Here is a 17,014-nt window from a genome sequence, read left to right as displayed (position 1 = left end):
CGTCAACGTTGTACGGCCCGGCGACGGGACAGCGCATCCACGCCTGCGGCCACCAGCAGAACCGAACCCGTGACAGCGTACTTGACTCCTGAGCTGTACCCCATCAGGCCCATGCCGTTCTGTATGACCGCGACCACCATGCCGCCGAGCACGGCATCCCGCGCTCTGCCGCGCCCGCCGAACAGGCTCGTCCCGCCGATCACGGCGGCGCCGACCGCCAGCAGCAGCACATTGCTGCCACCGGTGTTGGGGTCGACCGAGTTGCCCCGGGACGCGGCGATGATGCCGCCGACCGCGGCCAGGGAGGAGCAGATCACGAACGCGGTGACACGGATGGCCGCCACGTTGATGCCGGCCCGGCGGGCCGCCTCGGCGTTGCCGCCCACCGCGTAGATGTGCAGCCCGAACGAGGTGCGCTGGAGCAGGAAGGTACCGGCGATGAGCAGGACGGCGATGACCGGCACCACGATCGGCACGCCCTTGAGCGAGTCGACGACGATGTTGCGGCTGCGCTCCTGGTTGAGCAGGTGGACGGCGATCGCACCGAGCACCGCCAGGCCGCCGATCCTGACCGCGAGCAGGGTGAGCGGATCTGGGGCGAGCCCGCGCCGGCGGCGGTTGCGGCTCTGCCGGAACTGGATCGCCGCGTACGCCCCGACACTGACGGCGAGCAGGACCCAGCCCAGCGCGGGGGAAAGGTTGTTGTTCGCGACGGCCAGGATCGTCTCGTCCCGGATCGAGATGTTGGTGCCTTCCTTCAACAGCATCAGCACGATGCCCTGGAAGCCGAGGAAGGCTGCCAGCGTGACCACGAATGAGGGGATGCCGACCTTCGCCACCAGCAGGCCGAGTACCAGGCCTATGACCGTGCCGGTGAGGATCGCCGCACCGACCGCGCCGTACCAGGGCCATCCGTGCTCGGTGAGCAGAATGGCGAGGACGGCGGCGCAGACGCCGCTGGCGTAACCGGCGGACAGGTCGATCTCGCCGAGGAGGAGGACGAAGACCAGACCCATGGCGATGGCGATGCTGCCCGCGCCCTGGGTCAGCAGGTTGGCGAAGTTCAGCTCGGACAGGAAGACCGGACGCAGGACGGCGAAGAACACGCACAGGACGATCAGGCCGAGTACGGCGGGGACGGCGCCCAGCTCGCCTCCCCTCACCCGATCGACATAGTTCCGGGCGACCGAGCGCAGACTCGCGGCTTTGCCCGCTCCGTTCTTCTTCGGCTGACCGGGACCACGCGGCATTTCCGGCTTCTCGGGGGCGACTGCGGCAGTCATGTGGTGACTCCGTTGCTGTGGGCGAGGCCGAGGTCTCCGCTGCGGCCCGAGGTGATGAGTTCGACGACCTGGGAGTGCGTCACGTCCGACGTGCTGACCTGAGCGGCCATCCGGCCCAGGTAGAGGGTGGCGATCCGGTCGGACACCGCGAAGACGTCGTTCATGTTGTGGGAGATCAGGACGACGGCGAGACCGTTGTCGGCCAGGCGCCGGACCAGTTCGAGGACCTGTGCCGTCTGAGCGACACCGAGTGCGGCGGTCGGTTCGTCCAGGATGACGACCTTGCTGTTCCACAGCACGGCCTTGGCGATGGCCACGGTCTGCCGCTGTCCGCCGGAGAGACTGGAGACCTGTTGGCGGATGGACTTGACGGTGCGGACCGACAGTCCCTCGAGGGTCCGGGTGGCCATCTCCTCCATCGTGGTGTTGTCCAGGACGAGCCCGCGGCGCTTTTCGCGGCCGAGGAACATGTTCTGCACGATGTCGAGGTTGTCGCAGAGCGCGAGGTCCTGGTACACGATCTCGACGCCGAGGGCCGCCGCATCACGGGGGCCGTGCACCTGGACCTGCTGACCTTCGAACCAGTACGCGCCGCCGTCGATCGCGTGGATCCCGCCGATGCACTTGACCAGCGTGGACTTGCCCGCGCCGTTGTCTCCGACGAGAGCGGTCACCTCTCCCGGATGGACGTCGAAGGACACGTCGTGCAGCACCTGCACGGCGCCGAAGCTCTTGTCGATCCCGCGCAGTTGGAGGATCGGGGTCGCTGTCATGGAAGACGGCTCCTTGTGATCGGGAGGTCGCGGGTCCCGGGTCCGGGCCGGGCGGAGCCCCGGGAACCGCGGTCGGGTCGGCCGGACCAGGGGCAGCGGTCCGAGCAGCCGGGCTGGGCTACTTGATGCCGGCCTTGGTGCACAGGGCGGCGTACTTGCCCGTGCACAGCTGCGCTTTGGTGACATAGCCGTCGTCCACGACGTCCTGGACGTTGTCCTTGTAGATGGCCACGGGTGTCTCCAGCACGGACGGGACCTTGCGCTTGCCCTCGGGGTCCTCGACCGTCGCGTTCGTCTCGCCCTTCTCGGCCTTGGCCAGGGAGACGGCGAGCTTGACCGTGGCGTCCGCCTCTTTCTTGACCGCCTTGTAGACGGTCATGCACTGATCGCCCGCCAGGATGTTCTGCAAGGCCTGCACCGTGGCGTCCTGGCCGGTGACCGGGACCTCGCCGTTGCGGTGCTGCTTGCGCAGGATGGCGATGGCCGCGTTGCCGAGAGTGTCGTTGGCGGCGAGCACACCGCCGATCTTGGGCTCGCTGGTGAGCATCTGCTCGAAGATGGTGCTGGCCTCAGCACTGTCCCAGTCCGGGACGGACTGGTCCGGGCCCTTGACGTAGTCGCCCGACTTGTACTTCGGGTCGAGGACGCCGTTGTAACCGTCGGCGAGGAGGGTGGCGTTGTTGTCCGTCGGCGAGCCGTTGAGTGTCGCGACGATGGGCTTCTTGGCCTTCATGTCGCTCAGGCACTTGCTGAGGCCCTCGCCTTGAAGCTTGCCGACCTCGGTGTTGTCGAAGCTCACGTAGTACTGGGCGGAGCCGCCGAGGGTGAGCCGGTCGTAGTCGATCGTGGCGACGCCCTGCGCCTTGGCCTTGTCCAGAACTGCCTTGCCCGTGCCGCTGTCCAGGTTCACGATCACCAGGACGTTCACACCGCTGGTGATCATCTGGTCCGCGATGGTCTGGAACTGCTGCTTGTCGTTCTGGGCGTTCTGGATGTCGAAGTCGACGCCCGCCGCCTTGAACGCCTCGGAGAGGTACTTGCGGTCCGCGGTCTCCCAGCGGGCGGAGGACTTGCTGTCCGGGAGGATCACGCCGATCTTCGGCTTGACGTGGGAGCCGGAGCCGGTGCCGCCCGACGAGGAGTCGTCACAGGCAGCGAGCGAACTGACCAGTACCACTGAGGCGGCGGTGAGCAGGAGTCCCTTGCGCATGGCAGGGTCCTTTCTGATGTGACGGCCGGAGACCGGACGTACGAGCGCGGTCGGGAAGCCGAGGAGCGCGCTCTCGGGGAATTGGCGGGTGTCGGGCGGCCCGGATCGAATGTTGTGAGCGGGAACTTACGGCGCTCCGGACCCTCTGCCCAGAGCGCGGGAGGCGCTATTTGTCATCCGCCATAACAATTAGGTGACGCCCGTCACAACGCGCCGGCCTCGCAGCCCCCTGCGCCCCATGAACCCGGCGAGGCACGCGAGTCCCTGCTGCGGGCAGATCGGCAGGTCCCTGGAACGCGCGGCACGAGGTGTCCGAACTGAGGCCCGCGCTGAGACCCCTGCATGACCACCACCACGCTCGAGGCCGCAAGACCCAGGCACCGATCAGGCCGGCCCCAGACCTCCGGGGAATGCCTGCGGAGTCAGCCGCCGATCGGGAGGCCCGGTACTCGTTGTCGTGGATACCGGTTGCCCGGTCGGTGAGCGCGCTTCCTCACCCCCGCACCGTTTCCGTCCAGTGACGGTCGGCCGCGAGGGTGAGGGCCGTTGCCCCGGCTGGCAAAGCAGCCGGTTCACCGGGTGAGCACGGCCACGTCGGCAGGCTGCTCGGCCAACCGCCCGTCATCGGAGACATCCGCCGACTTGTTCGCGCAATGGCCCGACCGCTGGGACACAGTCTCGAGCTCTTTCACGGTCTGAGCTTCCTGGTCGTCGACGGCGACGCAATGCTGCCGGCGGCGCCCCGCGTGTGCCAGTCGTTTACGGCACGCACGTAGCGGCGGACGGGCAGGATGGGAACATGAGGAATAGATTCTCCGCCGGATCGCAGCCGGCCTCACAGGGCTCCGTACTGTCCCTGTGGTCGAAGGACTCCATCCTGTCCATCGGTTCAGTGGGATCCGTGCTGTCCATCGGCTCCGTCGGTTCCGCCCTTTCAGTCGGGTCGATCGGAAGCTCGCTGTCCGTCGGCTCGATCGGATCCTCACTGTCTCTGCTCTCGGCCGGATCTTGGCTGAGTACGGGATCGGTGCTCTCAGCTCAGTCGACGTGGTCCGTTCTGTCCTGGCGCTCCAACCGGGCGTTCCTGTCCGCGGGGGCCGCTGCCTGCCTCGTCGGAGCGACCCTTCTACACATCAGGCAATCCAAGGGAGTTCGCGATTTCGCCGCGTGAGCCTAGCTGTTGGGAGGTTGCCTGACCTGCCGGCGGACGGCACAACCTTCGTGGGTCCGGCTCAAGGTGTAGCGGGCCGCACGAGTCGGGGCAGCGCGGGGGCCTGTACACCCATCGGTAACGGATCTCTACAGAGCCACGGTTCAGAAGGCGGGTCAGGTCGAACCTGTACAACACCCCCTGGACGCAACCTTTTGGGCACCCCCTCCCAGCACGCTTCAGTCGTCGTGCGAGACTCCTGCCCTGGTCAGAGGGAGGGGCAGGGGCATGGAGAAGTCCGAGGCCAAGCAGGTGCTGGAACGGGCTCGTGAGATGTGGGATGCGCAGGAGTGGCTGCGTTCCGCCGAGCTGTACGAGCAGGTCCTTGCCCACTATCCGGACGAGGACCTCAGCGCGATGTGGTGGTACGACGCTGCGCTGGCGCACAAGTTTCTGCGCAACTGGGCGAAGGCCCATGAACTCGGCCGTGAGGCTGCCGCCCGCTCACCCCGCGGTGAGCAGGACCCGGCGTTCTGGAACCTGGGGGTCGCTGCCACGATCCAGCGTGACTGGGCGACCGCCCGTGACGCCTGGGAGGGTTTCGGGATCCCGATGCCCGAGGGCGAGGGGGAGATCAACGGTGCCTTCGGCCCCGCGTGCGTGCGGCTGGACACGGGTGGTGAGCGCGAGGTCGTCTGGATCCAGCGGCTCTGTCCCACCCGAGGCCGAGTGATGAACGTACCCGCCACGAAAGGCCGTCGCTTCGGTGAGATCGTCGTGCACGATGGGGAGCCGACGGGCGAGCGGACGTACAACGGCCAGAGCGTCACAGTCTTCGATGAATTGCTGCTTTTTGAAAGCTCTTCGCTGCCGACGCTGCATGTGACCGTAAGCGCGGCGGATGCATCCGACATCGACGCCCTGGTGGCTTCATTCTTCGCGCAGGATTTCGGTGCCGAGCCGGCGAGCAGCTTCCACACGCTCTGCGCGTGCTGCAGCGGGGGCCGGGTCGACTGGGACGAGGCCAACGTGCCGACACACGGCGGCTCCCAGAGTGTCTGGCTGGCCGCCCCTGAGACCGAGGCCCGGCAGCTACTGGAGGCGTGGGCGACGGGCGACGGGCGCGGTTGGAACGGGCTGGAGCTGTTTGGTTGAGCTCCTGGGGGTGAGCCAGGAGGGGATAGAGAATCGTGCAGCGCAGTGGCCACCTGGACCAACGCAACCAAGTCCTTAACGAAGTCGCCGTCCGAGGGCACCGGGCCGCAGGCTGCCGGCTGCCGGTCCGACGGGCGTCGCCACTGAGGTGAAGAGGGTCTCGGCCGTGACGGGACTGTCGAGCAGTGCCAACAGCGGCTTGGTGGTGGGGCGTTTGCTTGGCGTGGAAGATCACGTTCTTGGCGGCGGGGTCGGAGGCGTGGGCACAGCGACCAGTTGCCCAGCGGCAAGGAGCCGGGCAGCATCGGGGTCAGATGAGGGTCTGTCCTGCGGGCCGGGCCCTCGGTGAACTCGTGCCGATGCCCGCGGGTCAGTCGTCGCCCCACCTCGACTGCGCCACTTCACCTCCGGTCGCAGGATGAGTGCAGGTGGAGGACGACGGCTGCCGTTCCGAGCACTGGAACGCCGACCGCCCTCGGCCTCGCCACGTGCCTGGTCACCCGCAGACACGTCCGGCGCCCTTGTCAGGACCTCTCACACCCACACCACCCCAGCCAACCCACCCGCGGCCCGGCACCCGGCACCGGCGGCAGCCGCCCCGCAGCCAGCACCCGGCCCGCGCTACATGCTCACTGATCACCCGACGCCCACCCCGACAAGATCTAACCTCTCATCTCATCGCGACAGGTTATATACTGGACAGCCAACTCCACGGGGACGTAGCAGCGAACACCACGCGGCCGGGCAGGCCCCCACACCCTCACCAGCCCCCAGGCACTCCCCCTAGTACGCCCCTCAACCACCACCCATCACCCGCCCCCGCCCGAAAGGACCGCGCCATGACCGGACCCCTGGAAGGCAAGACCGTCCTGGTCATCGGGCGAGGCGCAGGAATCGCCAACGCCATCGCCGTCACCGCCCGAGACGCAGGAGCTGACGTCACAGCCGCCGGCCGTAACCACGATGCTCTGGCCGACGCCTACGCACACGAGCCCGGGATCACCGCCGAGACCGTCGACCTCACCGACGAAACCTCCATCGCCGCGCTCGGCGAAAGACTCGGCACGGTCGACCACGTGGTCTCCACCGCGTCGGCCCGCGCACGCGGTCGCATCGCCGACCTGGACCGCGACGCAGTCAGACTCTCCCTCGACATCAAGGTCATCGGCCCGCTGATGCTGGCCAAACACCTGGCCCCCCGCATCCCCGATTCCGGGTCGCTCACGCTCTTCTCCGGTGTCGCCGCTGCGAAGATCGCGGTCGGCACCCTGGCCGTGGCCATCACCAACGCCGCGGCCGAAACCCTCACCCGCTCCCTCGCCCTGGAACTCGCCCCCACCCGCGTCAACGCCATCTCACCGGGGGTGATCGACACCGGAGCCTGGGACGCCTTCGGAGAAGACGGCAAGGCCGAGTATTTCGCCGATATCCGTACCCGTAACCCGGTCCGGCGGATCGGCACCACGCACGACATCGCCCACGCGGTGCTGTTCGCCATGACCAGCACGTTCCTCACCGGAGAAACCATCCACGTCGACGGCGGGGAACCACTCACCTGACCCGAGCCGCGCGGCACGCCCGACCCGCCTACGGACAACCACTCACGCGCGCCACCGAACTCCTGTCGCCGGTCTCCCCGTCTCTCCTCACCAGTCACCCGCCACCCGTCGAAGCGCGCCGTGCCGACCGTGCGAGATGTTCCGCCAACTCCACCACCAGGACCCGGAGTTCGTCCGGCCGCTCGATGAGGAACGGCATGTCCAGAGACGCGAGTACCGCGGGGAGCCAGTCGAGCCGTTCCACCCGCAGGTCGACCAGACACCACCGCTCGGATTCAAGATTCGCGTCGCCCGGGTCCGACGACAGTTCCCGCACGACCGCGACCCCGGCGGGAAGTCGGGCGTCGATCTCCTCGGCGTTCCCCTGGACCCGCAGCGTCACCTCGTACCGGTACGGAGCCGTGGCGAGCGCCGTCAGGACACGTTTCGCCGGGTCGAGTCCGGCGGGTGGTTCGAACGAGCCGGGCAGAGTCCTGATCTCGGTGATGCGATCCAGTCGGAACGTCCGGTCGTCGTCGGCCGTGAGGTCCGCGGCGGTCAGGTACCACTTGCCCGCGTGGGCGACAACTCCGTAGGGATGCACGGTGCGTTCGCTGTGCCGGCCGTCGGCCGCGGTGTACCGGATCGCGATCGGCCGTCGGTGACGGACCGCGTCAGTGATCGAGAGAAGCACCGTCGAATCCGAGGGGACCGCCTCGCCGGGCCGGGCGGTGAAGGTGAGGGAGTCGGACATGGAGTCGAGTCTTCCCGCCAGCCGCTTCGGAAGGACGCGCCGGATCTTGGCGGCCGCCGTCTCGCTCGCGGTGCCCATGGCGGTCGTCAGGCCGGCTCGCCGGGCCGCCAGCAGCCCCAGCAGCACGGCCAGCGCTTCGTCGTCGGTCAGCATGAGCGGAGGCATGCGGTACCCGGGGGCGAGCCGGTATCCGCCGTGGCGGCCACGCACCGACTCGACGGGTACGTCGAGGTCGAGCAGGTGGTCGATGTAGCGCCGCACGGTCCGCTCGTCGACGCCCAGTCGCTCGGCGAGACCGGCCGTGGTGCGGATGCCGCCCGACTGCAGAAGCTCCAAGAGGGTGAGGACGCGAGCAATGGGTCGAGGCATGTTCGAAAGTATCCTCCCTATACCGGGCGGATTCTGCCCGGTATAGGTGGCAGCCTGCGATCAGCAACACCGATCGACCAGGAGAACTCCCATGAACTTCGTCTCTGTCCGCGTCATCACGGGCGACGTCGCCCGTCTCGTCGACTTCTACGAGCGTGCCACCGGGGTGGCCGCCGACTGGGCCAACGAGGACTTCGCCGAGATCAGGACGGCCTCGGCCACGCTCGCGATCGGGAGCACCCGCACCGTCCCCCTGTTCGCACCCGGTTCGGCCCGGCCGGCCGACAACCACAGCGTCATCATCGAGTTCCTCGTGGACGACGTGGACCGCACGTACAAGAACCTGACCGGCTTCGTCGAGGACTTCGTCAACGAGCCGACCACGATGCCCTGGGGAAACCGCGCGCTCCTGTTCCGCGACCCCGACGGCAATCTGGTCAACTTCTTCACCCCCGTGACACCGGACGCCGTCGAGAAGTTCGCTCGCTGAGCACACCGGCGAGAGACGGCAGGACAAGGGGCGGCAGCGCAACCGACCACCCCTTGGTCGGGACGAGTTGCCGCCGGGACTCTCCTCACGACGGTGCCCGCCTCCCTACGCCGATGCCCGCCTCCACTCGAGGAGGCGGGCATGCGCGCGCGGTCCGGCCCAACCGGCCCGATCAGACCTCCGTCGTCCTCTTCGCGTACGAGGCTTCAGCCGCGGGCTCGTTCAGAGCCGTGTGCCCGGGTCCGCCTTCGCTGAGGCCGTACCGTGCGTGGAACCTCCGCAGGAAGGTGGGCGCGTACCAGGCCGAGCGCCCGAGGACGCGCATCGCGGCGGGTACGAGGATGCCGCGTACGGCCACGGCGTCGATGAGGACGGCGAGTCCGCTGCCCAGTCCGAACATCTGCATGAAGCTGAGCTTGGCCGTCCCGAAGGCGAAGAAGCTCACCGCGAGCAGACAGGCGGCCGCGCTGACGATGCGTCCTGTGTGCCCGAGTCCGTTGGCCACGGCCGACTCGTTGTCCTCGCCGGACTCGTGGAGTTCCTTGATCCGGCTGGTGACGAAGACCTCGTAGTCCATCGAGAGGCCGAAGGCGATGCAGAACATCAGGACCGTCATCGACACCTCCATCGGCTGCGCGGTGAAGCCGAGCAGGGAGGAGAGGTGGCCGTCCTGGAAGATCCAGGTCATGACGCCGAGGGTGGCTCCGAGGCTGATCAGGTTGAGGACCAGCGCGCGCAGCGGCTGCACGACGCTGCCGGTGAACAGGAAGAGCAGGAGAAAGGTGGTGAGGGCGACCAGAGCGACCGCGAGCGGGAGTCTCCCCGCGATGGAGTCCTTGGCGTCGACCAGTACCGCGTCGGTTCCGCCCACCAAGGGCCGCGTTCCGGCGGGCGGGGTGACCGCCCTCACCTGGTCGACCAGGCGCTGCGCTTGCGTCGACTTCGGCGGCAGGCCGCTCACCACGTTGATCTGCTGTGCGCCGGGGCGGCCGAGCGCGGCACTGCCGGGGCCCGTCGCCGTGGACCGTCCCTCGGCGTAGGTGCCCGTGCTCGTCTCGACGTGGACGACGCCTTCGAGTTCGGACAGTGCGACCGCGTAGGACGCCAACGGGGTGTCGCCGACCGGCTTGTCGATGACGATGTGGAGGGCGGCGTCGTCGCTGCCGTTGAAGTTCTTCCTCAGTGCCGAGGCGACCTGGCGGCTGTGGGCGTCCTCGGGCAGCACGCGTTCGTCGGGTGTGCCGAAGGAGATTCCGAGCAATGGGCTCGCCGCCAGCAGCAGGACCGCGAGCACGGGGAGCGCGGTGAGTGCCGGGCGCCTCATGACGGTGCGGGCGAGCCGTCCCCACGCCGGCAGGCGGGTGTCGGTGCGCCGGGGCTTCGCCCACGGCAGCCGACCGCTGTTGACGCGGTGGCCGAGGACCACGAACAGGGCGGGCATGACGAACAGAGTGCTGACGGCGGCGATGGCGACGACACCGACGCCGGCGTAGCCGAAGGAGCGCAGGAAGTACTGCGGGAACACCAGGAGGGCTCCGAGCGCCGCGGCGACCGTCGCCGCGGAGAACGCGATGGTGCGGCCCGCGGTGCTCACCGTGCGCCGGACCGCGTCGTCCACGCTCGCCCCCGAGGCGAGTTGTTCCCGGAAGCGGCTCACCATCAGCAGGGCGTAGTCGATGCCGAGACCCAGGCCGAGTGCCGTGGTGAGGTTGACCGCGAAGACGGAGACATCGGTGACGCTGCCGAGCACGAAGAGTTCCGCGAACGTGCCCGTGATGGCGATGGCTCCGATCGCCAGGGGCAGCAGCGCCGCGACGGCGCTCCCGAAGACCAGCAGGAGCAGGACCAGCGTGAGCGGTACGGCGATGGACTCGGCCAGCACGAGATCCTCACCCGACTGCTTCCCCATCTCGCTGGTCACGGCGGCGCCGCCACCGGCCCGGACCGCGAGTGTGCCCTCGTACGATCCGGCGTAGGCGTCGATGACGGCCTTGGCGTTCTCGTCCCGTTCGGTGCCGTCGCCCTTCACATGGGCGAGCACCAGTGCCTCACGACTGTCCTGGGAACGGAGATCGGCGCTGGACGTGTCCCAGTACGAGACCACGTTCCCCAGGTTTCGCTCCTTCTTGAGCTCGGCCACCAGGGCGAGGCCGGTGTGCCGGGCCGCCGGTGCGTCGACGCGGCCCTCCGACGGACGCACCAGCAGGACGAGGTTCGTCTCCCCGCCGAACTTCTTGTCGATGACTTCCAAGGCGCGGCTGGACGAGGAGGCCGGATCGTCGTAGCCGCCCCCGAGCAACTTGCCGAACGCGCCGGCGCCCACGGCTCCCATGAGGGCCATGGCCGCTGCGGCGACGACCAGTACCAGCCGGGACCGGCGGATCACCAGTTCGGCTATGCGTTCAAACACGCACGATCTCCTTCGGGCTCGCAGAGAATCAAGGTGTTGCTTCCCGTGATGCGGCTCGTTGTTGTGGTATGAGCGTCTCCGATGAGGTCCGAAGTCAACTCGCTGTGAAGTTCGGGGTGTTGTTCCCGCACCTTGATGAGCGGCAGCGGCGGCTGCTGATGGGGGCCGAGGCCCGGGTCCTGGGGCACGGTGGTATCCGGGCGGTTGCCCGGGCGGCCGAGGTCAGTGAGACGACGGTCCGCAAGGGCGTGAGCGAGCTGGAGGCCGGCGACGAACCTCTGGGCCGGGTACGCAGGCCCGGTGGTGGCCGCAAGAAGGCCGTGGACCTTGATCCGGGGCTGCGGCTCGCACTGCTGGCACTGGTGGAACCCGATGAACGAGGCGATCCGATGTCGCCGTTGCGTTGGACGGTGAAGTCGACCAGGAATCTCGCGGCTGAGCTCTCCCGCCAGGGGCACAGGGTGAGTGCGGACACGGTCGGGGACCTGCTGCGTGAGGAGGGCTTCAGCCTGCAGGCTGGTGCCAAGACCATCGAGGGCAAGCAACACCCGGACCGGGACGCCCAGTTCCGCTACATCAACGAGCGGGCCAGCCAGCACATCGACGGCGGACAGCCGGTGATCAGCGTGGACACCAAGAAGAAGGAGCTGGTAGGCGACTACAAGAACGCGGGCCACCAATGGCGGCCTGCCGGTGAGCCGGTGCTGGTCAAGACGCACGATTTCCTGGACCGGCAGGGACCGGGAAAGGCGATCCCGTACGGGATCTACGACATCGCCGCGAACACCGGCTGGGTCAGTGTCGGCACCGATCATGACACCGCAGCGTTCGCTGTTGCCTCCATCCGCCGTTGGTGGCAGGCCCGCGGTCGGCACGACTACCCTGCCGCCACCCGTTTGCTGATCACCGCGGACGCCGGCGGGTCCAACGGATACCGCACCCGCGCTTGGAAGACCGAACTCTCAGCCCTTGCCGCCGAGACGGGCCTGGACATCACGGTCTGCCACATGCCGCCGGGCACCTCGAAGTGGAACAAGATCGAACACCGGCTGTTCTCCCACATCAGCATGAACTGGCGAGGCCGCCCGCTGACCAGCCACGACGTCATCGTGAACAGCATCGCGGCGACCACCACCCGCACCGGGCTGAGAGTCCACGCCGAACTCGACCCGGGCACCTACGACACTGGCATCAAGGTCACCGACAGCGATATCGATGCTCTGCCCTTGCACCGGCATCGCTTCCACGGCGACTGGAATTACACCCTCCACCCACAGCCTCGCGACAACGCCAACGCATCAGCCGGATGCTCGCCCCCGGGGCCCTGCAGGGGATGTCTGCGCAACCCGGAGCTGACCGGCATGCCCGAACCAGCGCTGGACGAGCTCGTCAACCAACTAGCCGAGAAGCTGGAGGAGTTACGTGAGCAGGCACGGCTCCAGCAAAGAGGAGGCGAACGCATCCGCGCTCGCGGTGCGGGGGCCCAGGACAGGCTGACCACCGCCGACAGGGTGCTGGCCACCGTGCTCTACCTGCGCAAACTTGGCACCCGAGACCTGCTCGCCCAGCTTTTCGGAGTCAACGGCAGCACCCTTACCAGGGCCGTGCGCCAAGTCCAGCCCCTCCTCTCCGAGCACGGTTACACCGTTCCATCCTCGACAGCCAGGTTCCGGACACCCGCTGACGTCACCGCGTTCCTCGCAAACAGCAGCCCCACGGAGACCAAATCAGCATGTTGATTCTCTGCGGGCCCTTCGCGTCCTTGCGTGGAACAAGATCAGGCAACCGGCGCCCGGAGCGGGCCCGATGCGGGCCCGCACGGCGCCTGTTCGTCCCGGCCGGGGCGGATGCGATGGCGCATCCCGTCGCCGACACGACGCTAGTGAGACGGAGGAAGATTTGGCAGTGTCAGATTTTTCTCACAGTCTACAACTTCGGCCGCCGCGCATGGAGTTGCTGCCGTACGGTCGTCGCATGTCCACTGAGGAAGTCATGGCCGCCCCGATGTCACTGCGCGACCGGCGGCGGGCGGCGGCAACGCGGGAGATCCTGGAGGCGGCTGAGCACCAGATCGCCGAACACGGGCCCGCCGCCCTGTCGTTGCGCGCCGTCGCGCGGAGCCTGGGCATGACCGTGCAGGCGCTCTATCACTACTTCCCGAGCCGGGACGAGCTCGTCACGGCGCTCATCGTCAAGGCTTACGACGCCTTGGCCGAAGCCGTGCAGGCCGCTGTCGACGCCGTCCCCGACGGCTCGCCCGGGGAGCGTGTGCTCGTCGCGGCCGAGGGGTACCGCCAGTGGGCCGTCGCTCATCCCGAGCGTTTCCAGCTTCTCTACGGGACCCCGCTGCGGTACTACGCGGCTCCCGTCGAGGGCCCGACCACCCAGGCCGTGCGGCGGATGAGCGCGATCTTCGAGCGCGAGATGTTCGCGGGGTTCACCACCGCCCAGCTCGCGGCTGCGGAAGCCCCTGGTCTCTCGGCCGAACTTCTCTCCTATCTGGACCAGTTGCCACCGACCGGCGTGCGGGAACTGCCTCCGGCCGCGACCGCTCTCGTGATGAGCGCCTGGGGACACATGCACGGCATGGTCGTCCTGGAGGTGTTCGGACACACCTCGTTCCTCGGTGACCACCAGGCGGAGATCTTCCGTATGGCGATGCGGAACCTGTTCCAGGACATCCACAGCAGGATTCCCGCCGCCGGCACGGGCACGGCAACGGCGAACCCGCCAGAGACAGGAGAAGCCCCCGCCACCCGTCCGTGATTCGCCCGGCAGGAAGACGATCCCCCTGGGCCTTCCCTCCCGTCCGTTCATCGGTCACCAGGGAGAGGGGGGAGGCGGCGCGCTCAGTCCATCGCGGGCGCTCGGTACGGGCGGAAGAACGCCCGCAGTTCCTCCGCGTACAGCTCAGGTTCCTCGAACGGCGCGAAGTGACCGCCGCGTGCGGGCTCATTGAGATACACGACGTTCGCCGTGCGCTCGAGCCAGGCCCTCGGCGGGCGGACGATGTCGCCGCGGAACAGCGAGAAGCCGGACGGCACCTCGACCCGGCGGGCCAGTTGCCCAGGCGGGATCGCGGCGTTCGCGTGGTACATCCGCATCGACGAACCGATCGTGCCCGTCAGCCAGTAGAGGGTGATGTTCGTCAGGATCTCGTCCTTCGTGAAGCTCCGCTCGACGTGTCCGTCGCAGTCGCTCCACGCCCGGAGCTTCTCGACGATCCATGCGGCAAGACCGGCCGGCGAGTCGGTGAGTCCGACGGCGGCGGTCTGCGGCTTCGTACGGTGGATGGCACCGTAGGCTCCCTCGCTCCCGCCCCAGGCCGCGACCTCGTCGAACCATTCGCGCTCCTCGGGGGCGAGTTCGGCGTGATCGACCGTGCGGACGGGCAGCCCTCCGTCCATCCGGTGGACGGCCACGACCCGGTCGGGGTGGTCGAGGGCGAGGTAGCGACTCACGTGGCTGCCGACGTCCCCGCCCGCCGCGCCGAATCTGTCGTAGCCGAGCGCACTCATGAGTTCGGCCCACAGACCGGCGACCGCGATCGAGTCGAGCGGCGGACCGGTGGGCCGGTCGGAATACCCGTAGCCGGGCATGTCCGGCACGACCACGTCGAACGCGTCGGCCGGGTCGCCCCCGTGCGCGCCGGGGTCGGTCAGGAGCGGGACGACCTTCGAGTAGCGCCAGAACGAGTCGGGCCAGCCGTGGCTGAGGACCAGAGGCAGGACGGAACCGGTCGGGGCGACGGCCCGCGCGTGCACGAAATGGATCCCCAGGCCGCCGAGCCGGGTGCGGAAGCGGGGCAGCCGGGCGAGCGCCGCCTCCTGCGCGGCCCAGTCGAATCCGTCCGCCCAGTGTGCGACGAGCTCACGGAGATAGGTGATGTCGGTGCCGAGGGCCCACCCCGCGTCCTCGGGCGCGTCCGGCCAGCGTGTCGCGCGCAGCCGTGTCCGGAGATCCTCGAGCGCCGCGCGCTCGGCCTGCGGGGTGTATGACTCGAGGTGAGGCGATACGTCCGACATGCCACGCATGCTAACGCGTCGGAGACGATCACCGTAGCGGACCCGCCTGCCACACACGCCTCGGCAGCCACGTGCGTCACCGCGTGGCAGGAGGCTCGACACACTCTGCCGTCCTGTCGAGTCGGTCCCGCGCCACCTCGCCGGACGGCGCCACCCGCAACTCCCCTGTGTACACATCAGAATTCATTCCACGTTGAACCACCAAGATCTATGCAAGCGCGCCCGCCCGACCGATCCTGATTGTCATGCACCTGCGGCCCGACTGGCGGGCCGCAGCTTCGTGGAGGTGTGGAATGCGCCGAAGACTCGCCACCGCTCTCACCGCGTCCAGCCTGTCCCTCGTCGCCCTCGTCGGTGCCGCGAGCACCGCTCAGGCCGCCGCCCCCGCCGACAAGGCACAGGTCCTGTCGAACTGGACGCAGACCAGCGCGTCCAGCTACAACACCTGGGTGGCCGCCCGCTCGAACCAAGCCGCCTACGCGGCCTACCAGTTCGACTGGTCCACGGACTACTGCTCCTCCTCCCCCGACAACCCCTTCGGCTTCCCCTTCGCCACCTCCTGCGCACGGCACGACTTCGGCTACCGCAACTACAAGGCCGCGGGCACCTTCTCCACCAACAAGTCCCGCCTCGACAGCGCCCTCTACGAGGACCTCAAGCGCGTGTGCCTGAACTACACCGGCGCGACGAAGACCGCGTGCGACGGCACCGCGTGGACCTACTACCAGGCGGTCAAGGCCTTCGGCTGACCGGCCCGTCCGGGGCGCGGCGGGTCGCGAGGCAGGCCGGACCTCTCGTGACCCGCTCCGCCCGGTCCGCTCCCCGGCGGAAAGCGCGTCCTACGTTCAACCGCGGTGCCCGGTGGGGAAGATGGGGTCCTCTCCCTGAGGTCGAGTTCCCGAGATCCAGGTCCCGTTCACGAGGTGCGGTCCTTCACCCCGTGGGTGTCCGGTCGTCCGGCCGTCCATGACGCGAGGATCCGCAGTGCGTCGTACGACGGGCTGCCCACCTCGGCGGTCAGGACCATGAGTCGTTGTCCCGACCCGTCGGGGCTGTTCCACGTGTCGCAGTCCAGTCGGAGATCTCCCACCAGCCCATGCCGGTAGTGCTTGGTGCCGTATCCGGAGCTGATCACCCGGTGTTCCGCCCACCAGGAGCGGAAGTCGGGATCCTGTGCAGACAACTTGCCTACGAGGCGCGTGAGTTCGGGGTCGTCGGGATCGGTCGCGGCCTCCATGCGCAGCGCGGCCACGGCGTCTCGGGCGTCGTGCTCCCACTCCAGGTGCATGCCACGGATGACCGGGTCCGTGAACAACGGATTCACGTAGTTGCGTCGGGCGGCCGGCAGCGACGAGAAGTCCGTGTACAAGGCCGCCGCCGCGGGGTTCCAGGCCAGGATGTCCAGGCGTCTGCCGAGGACGACGGCCGGGGTTCCGGTGAGCTGGTCGAGCAGGCGTCGCATGGCGGGCCGTACGGTCTGGGCGGGGCGCCGTCGGCGGGGCCGTGCGTCGGTCCTCCCGGCGAGTTCGTACAGATACCTCTGCTGATCGTCGTCGAGGCGCAGCGCGCGGGTCAGGGTGACGAGCACCGACGCGGACGCCCGGACACGGCCCTGCTCCAGTCGTGTGTAGTAGTCGACGCTGATCGCCGCGAGCCGCGCGACCTCCTCACGGCGCAGACCCGCGACCTTGCGGGGCGAGTCCGTCGCGGGCAGCCCGTACATCTCGGGTGTCAGCTGTGCTCGGCGGGCTCTCAGGAAGGCGCCGAGTCCGCGGGAATCAGATGCCGACGTCATGCTCTCCATTGTCACGCGTGCGCAGCCCTGGGTGAGGGGGCAGGTTCCTTCCCGGGCAAGGA

General features: G+C 68.4%; 14 protein-coding genes. 7 read left to right on the top strand and 7 right to left on the bottom strand.

Features of this window, described 5'->3' with window-relative positions:
- Positions 1–2: 2 nt before the first annotated feature.
- The 3 genes from OG776_RS40660 to OG776_RS40650 all read right to left on the bottom strand — a co-directional run bounded on the left by OG776_RS40660 (position 3) and on the right by OG776_RS40650 (position 3,266).
- On the bottom strand, positions 3–1,283 hold the full coding sequence (locus OG776_RS40660) for a sugar ABC transporter permease (protein ID WP_148011100.1): 1,281 nt from the start codon (positions 1,281–1,283) through the stop codon (positions 3–5).
- Complete coding sequence (locus tag OG776_RS40655) at positions 1,280–2,056, bottom strand: ATP-binding cassette domain-containing protein (RefSeq protein WP_148011099.1); 777 nt, start codon at positions 2,054–2,056, stop codon at positions 1,280–1,282. Before OG776_RS40655 ends, OG776_RS40660 begins: the two co-directional genes overlap by 4 nt.
- A gap of 118 nt (positions 2,057–2,174) precedes the next feature.
- On the bottom strand, positions 2,175–3,266 hold the full coding sequence (locus OG776_RS40650) for a sugar ABC transporter substrate-binding protein (RefSeq protein ID WP_148011098.1): 1,092 nt from the start codon (positions 3,264–3,266) through the stop codon (positions 2,175–2,177).
- Positions 3,267–4,065: 799 nt separating this feature from the next.
- Between OG776_RS40650 and OG776_RS40645 the strand changes: the two genes are divergently transcribed.
- The 3 genes from OG776_RS40645 (at position 4,066) to OG776_RS40635 (ending at position 7,130) form a co-directional block, all read left to right on the top strand.
- Positions 4,066–4,437, top strand: coding sequence for a hypothetical protein (locus OG776_RS40645; RefSeq protein WP_148011097.1), 372 nt, complete (start codon positions 4,066–4,068; stop codon positions 4,435–4,437).
- A gap of 267 nt (positions 4,438–4,704) precedes the next feature.
- Entirely contained in the window at positions 4,705–5,571 is an 867-nt protein-coding gene (locus OG776_RS40640; protein ID WP_148011096.1) for a tetratricopeptide repeat protein, read from the top strand.
- An 839-nt stretch (positions 5,572–6,410) separates the two neighbouring features.
- Complete coding sequence (locus OG776_RS40635) at positions 6,411–7,130, top strand: SDR family oxidoreductase (RefSeq protein ID WP_329323563.1); 720 nt, start codon at positions 6,411–6,413, stop codon at positions 7,128–7,130.
- A 94-nt stretch (positions 7,131–7,224) separates the two neighbouring features.
- Here OG776_RS40635 and OG776_RS40630 read toward each other — a convergent pair whose 3' ends face one another.
- A complete protein-coding gene (locus tag OG776_RS40630; RefSeq protein WP_329323562.1) occupies positions 7,225–8,232 on the bottom strand; it encodes a helix-turn-helix transcriptional regulator in 1,008 nt (335 codons plus the stop codon).
- 91 nt (positions 8,233–8,323) lie between these two features.
- Here OG776_RS40630 and OG776_RS40625 point away from each other — a divergent pair, with 91 nt between their 5' ends.
- Positions 8,324–8,722: a VOC family protein gene (locus tag OG776_RS40625; protein WP_148007317.1), complete on the top strand. Its 399-nt coding sequence runs from the start codon at positions 8,324–8,326 to the stop codon at positions 8,720–8,722.
- Between the two features lie 172 nt (positions 8,723–8,894).
- Here the strand turns inward: OG776_RS40625 and OG776_RS40620 are convergent, their stop codons facing one another.
- Positions 8,895–11,132, bottom strand: coding sequence for an MMPL family transporter (locus OG776_RS40620; protein WP_329326616.1), 2,238 nt, complete (start codon positions 11,130–11,132; stop codon positions 8,895–8,897).
- Positions 11,133–11,200: 68 nt separating this feature from the next.
- Between OG776_RS40620 and OG776_RS40615 the strand changes: the two genes are divergently transcribed.
- Together OG776_RS40615 and OG776_RS40610 are read left to right on the top strand one after the other, a co-directional pair.
- Positions 11,201–12,871 (top strand): ISAzo13 family transposase, encoded by a 1,671-nt coding sequence (locus OG776_RS40615; protein ID WP_329323561.1) that lies wholly within the window; start codon positions 11,201–11,203, stop codon positions 12,869–12,871.
- A gap of 235 nt (positions 12,872–13,106) precedes the next feature.
- Complete coding sequence (locus OG776_RS40610; protein ID WP_329323560.1) at positions 13,107–13,898, top strand: TetR/AcrR family transcriptional regulator; 792 nt, start codon at positions 13,107–13,109, stop codon at positions 13,896–13,898.
- Between the two features lie 83 nt (positions 13,899–13,981).
- On the opposite strand, the gene OG776_RS40605 is transcribed toward OG776_RS40610, so the two are convergent.
- Positions 13,982–15,157: an epoxide hydrolase family protein gene (locus tag OG776_RS40605; protein WP_148007320.1), complete on the bottom strand. Its 1,176-nt coding sequence runs from the start codon at positions 15,155–15,157 to the stop codon at positions 13,982–13,984.
- Positions 15,158–15,450: 293 nt separating this feature from the next.
- On the opposite strand from OG776_RS40605, the gene OG776_RS40600 reads away from it, so the two are divergent.
- A complete protein-coding gene (locus OG776_RS40600; RefSeq protein ID WP_148007321.1) occupies positions 15,451–15,906 on the top strand; it encodes a phospholipase in 456 nt (151 codons plus the stop codon).
- 167 nt (positions 15,907–16,073) lie between these two features.
- Here OG776_RS40600 and OG776_RS40595 read toward each other — a convergent pair whose 3' ends face one another.
- Positions 16,074–16,952 (bottom strand): helix-turn-helix domain-containing protein, encoded by an 879-nt coding sequence (locus OG776_RS40595; protein WP_329326614.1) that lies wholly within the window; start codon positions 16,950–16,952, stop codon positions 16,074–16,076.
- Positions 16,953–17,014 lie beyond the last annotated feature (62 nt).

The sequence above is a fragment of the Streptomyces sp. NBC_01689 genome, assembly GCF_036250675.1.
Lineage (GTDB): Bacteria > Actinomycetota > Actinomycetes > Streptomycetales > Streptomycetaceae > Streptomyces.
Note: the sequence above shows the minus strand (reverse complement) of the source record. Positions and strands in the feature narration are given on the sequence as shown.

What these genes read in the sequence shown, in the direction of transcription:
- OG776_RS40595 (WP_329326614.1), bottom strand. Translation starts at nt 16,952, where the DNA reads ATGACGTCGGCATCTGATTCCCGCGGACTCGGCGCCTTCCTGAGAGCC.
- OG776_RS40625 (WP_148007317.1), top strand. Translation starts at nt 8,324, where the DNA reads ATGAACTTCGTCTCTGTCCGCGTCATCACGGGCGACGTCGCCCGTCTC.
- OG776_RS40660 (WP_148011100.1), bottom strand. Translation starts at nt 1,283, where the DNA reads ATGACTGCCGCAGTCGCCCCCGAGAAGCCGGAAATGCCGCGTGGTCCC.
- OG776_RS40605 (WP_148007320.1), bottom strand. Translation starts at nt 15,157, where the DNA reads ATGTCGGACGTATCGCCTCACCTCGAGTCATACACCCCGCAGGCCGAG.
- OG776_RS40610 (WP_329323560.1), top strand. Translation starts at nt 13,107, where the DNA reads ATGTCCACTGAGGAAGTCATGGCCGCCCCGATGTCACTGCGCGACCGG.
- OG776_RS40615 (WP_329323561.1), top strand. Translation starts at nt 11,201, where the DNA reads ATGAGCGTCTCCGATGAGGTCCGAAGTCAACTCGCTGTGAAGTTCGGG.
- OG776_RS40655 (WP_148011099.1), bottom strand. Translation starts at nt 2,056, where the DNA reads ATGACAGCGACCCCGATCCTCCAACTGCGCGGGATCGACAAGAGCTTC.
- OG776_RS40640 (WP_148011096.1), top strand. Translation starts at nt 4,705, where the DNA reads ATGGAGAAGTCCGAGGCCAAGCAGGTGCTGGAACGGGCTCGTGAGATG.
- OG776_RS40600 (WP_148007321.1), top strand. Translation starts at nt 15,451, where the DNA reads ATGCGCCGAAGACTCGCCACCGCTCTCACCGCGTCCAGCCTGTCCCTC.
- OG776_RS40650 (WP_148011098.1), bottom strand. Translation starts at nt 3,266, where the DNA reads ATGCGCAAGGGACTCCTGCTCACCGCCGCCTCAGTGGTACTGGTCAGT.
- OG776_RS40630 (WP_329323562.1), bottom strand. Translation starts at nt 8,232, where the DNA reads ATGCCTCGACCCATTGCTCGCGTCCTCACCCTCTTGGAGCTTCTGCAG.
- OG776_RS40635 (WP_329323563.1), top strand. Translation starts at nt 6,411, where the DNA reads ATGACCGGACCCCTGGAAGGCAAGACCGTCCTGGTCATCGGGCGAGGC.
- OG776_RS40645 (WP_148011097.1), top strand. Translation starts at nt 4,066, where the DNA reads ATGAGGAATAGATTCTCCGCCGGATCGCAGCCGGCCTCACAGGGCTCC.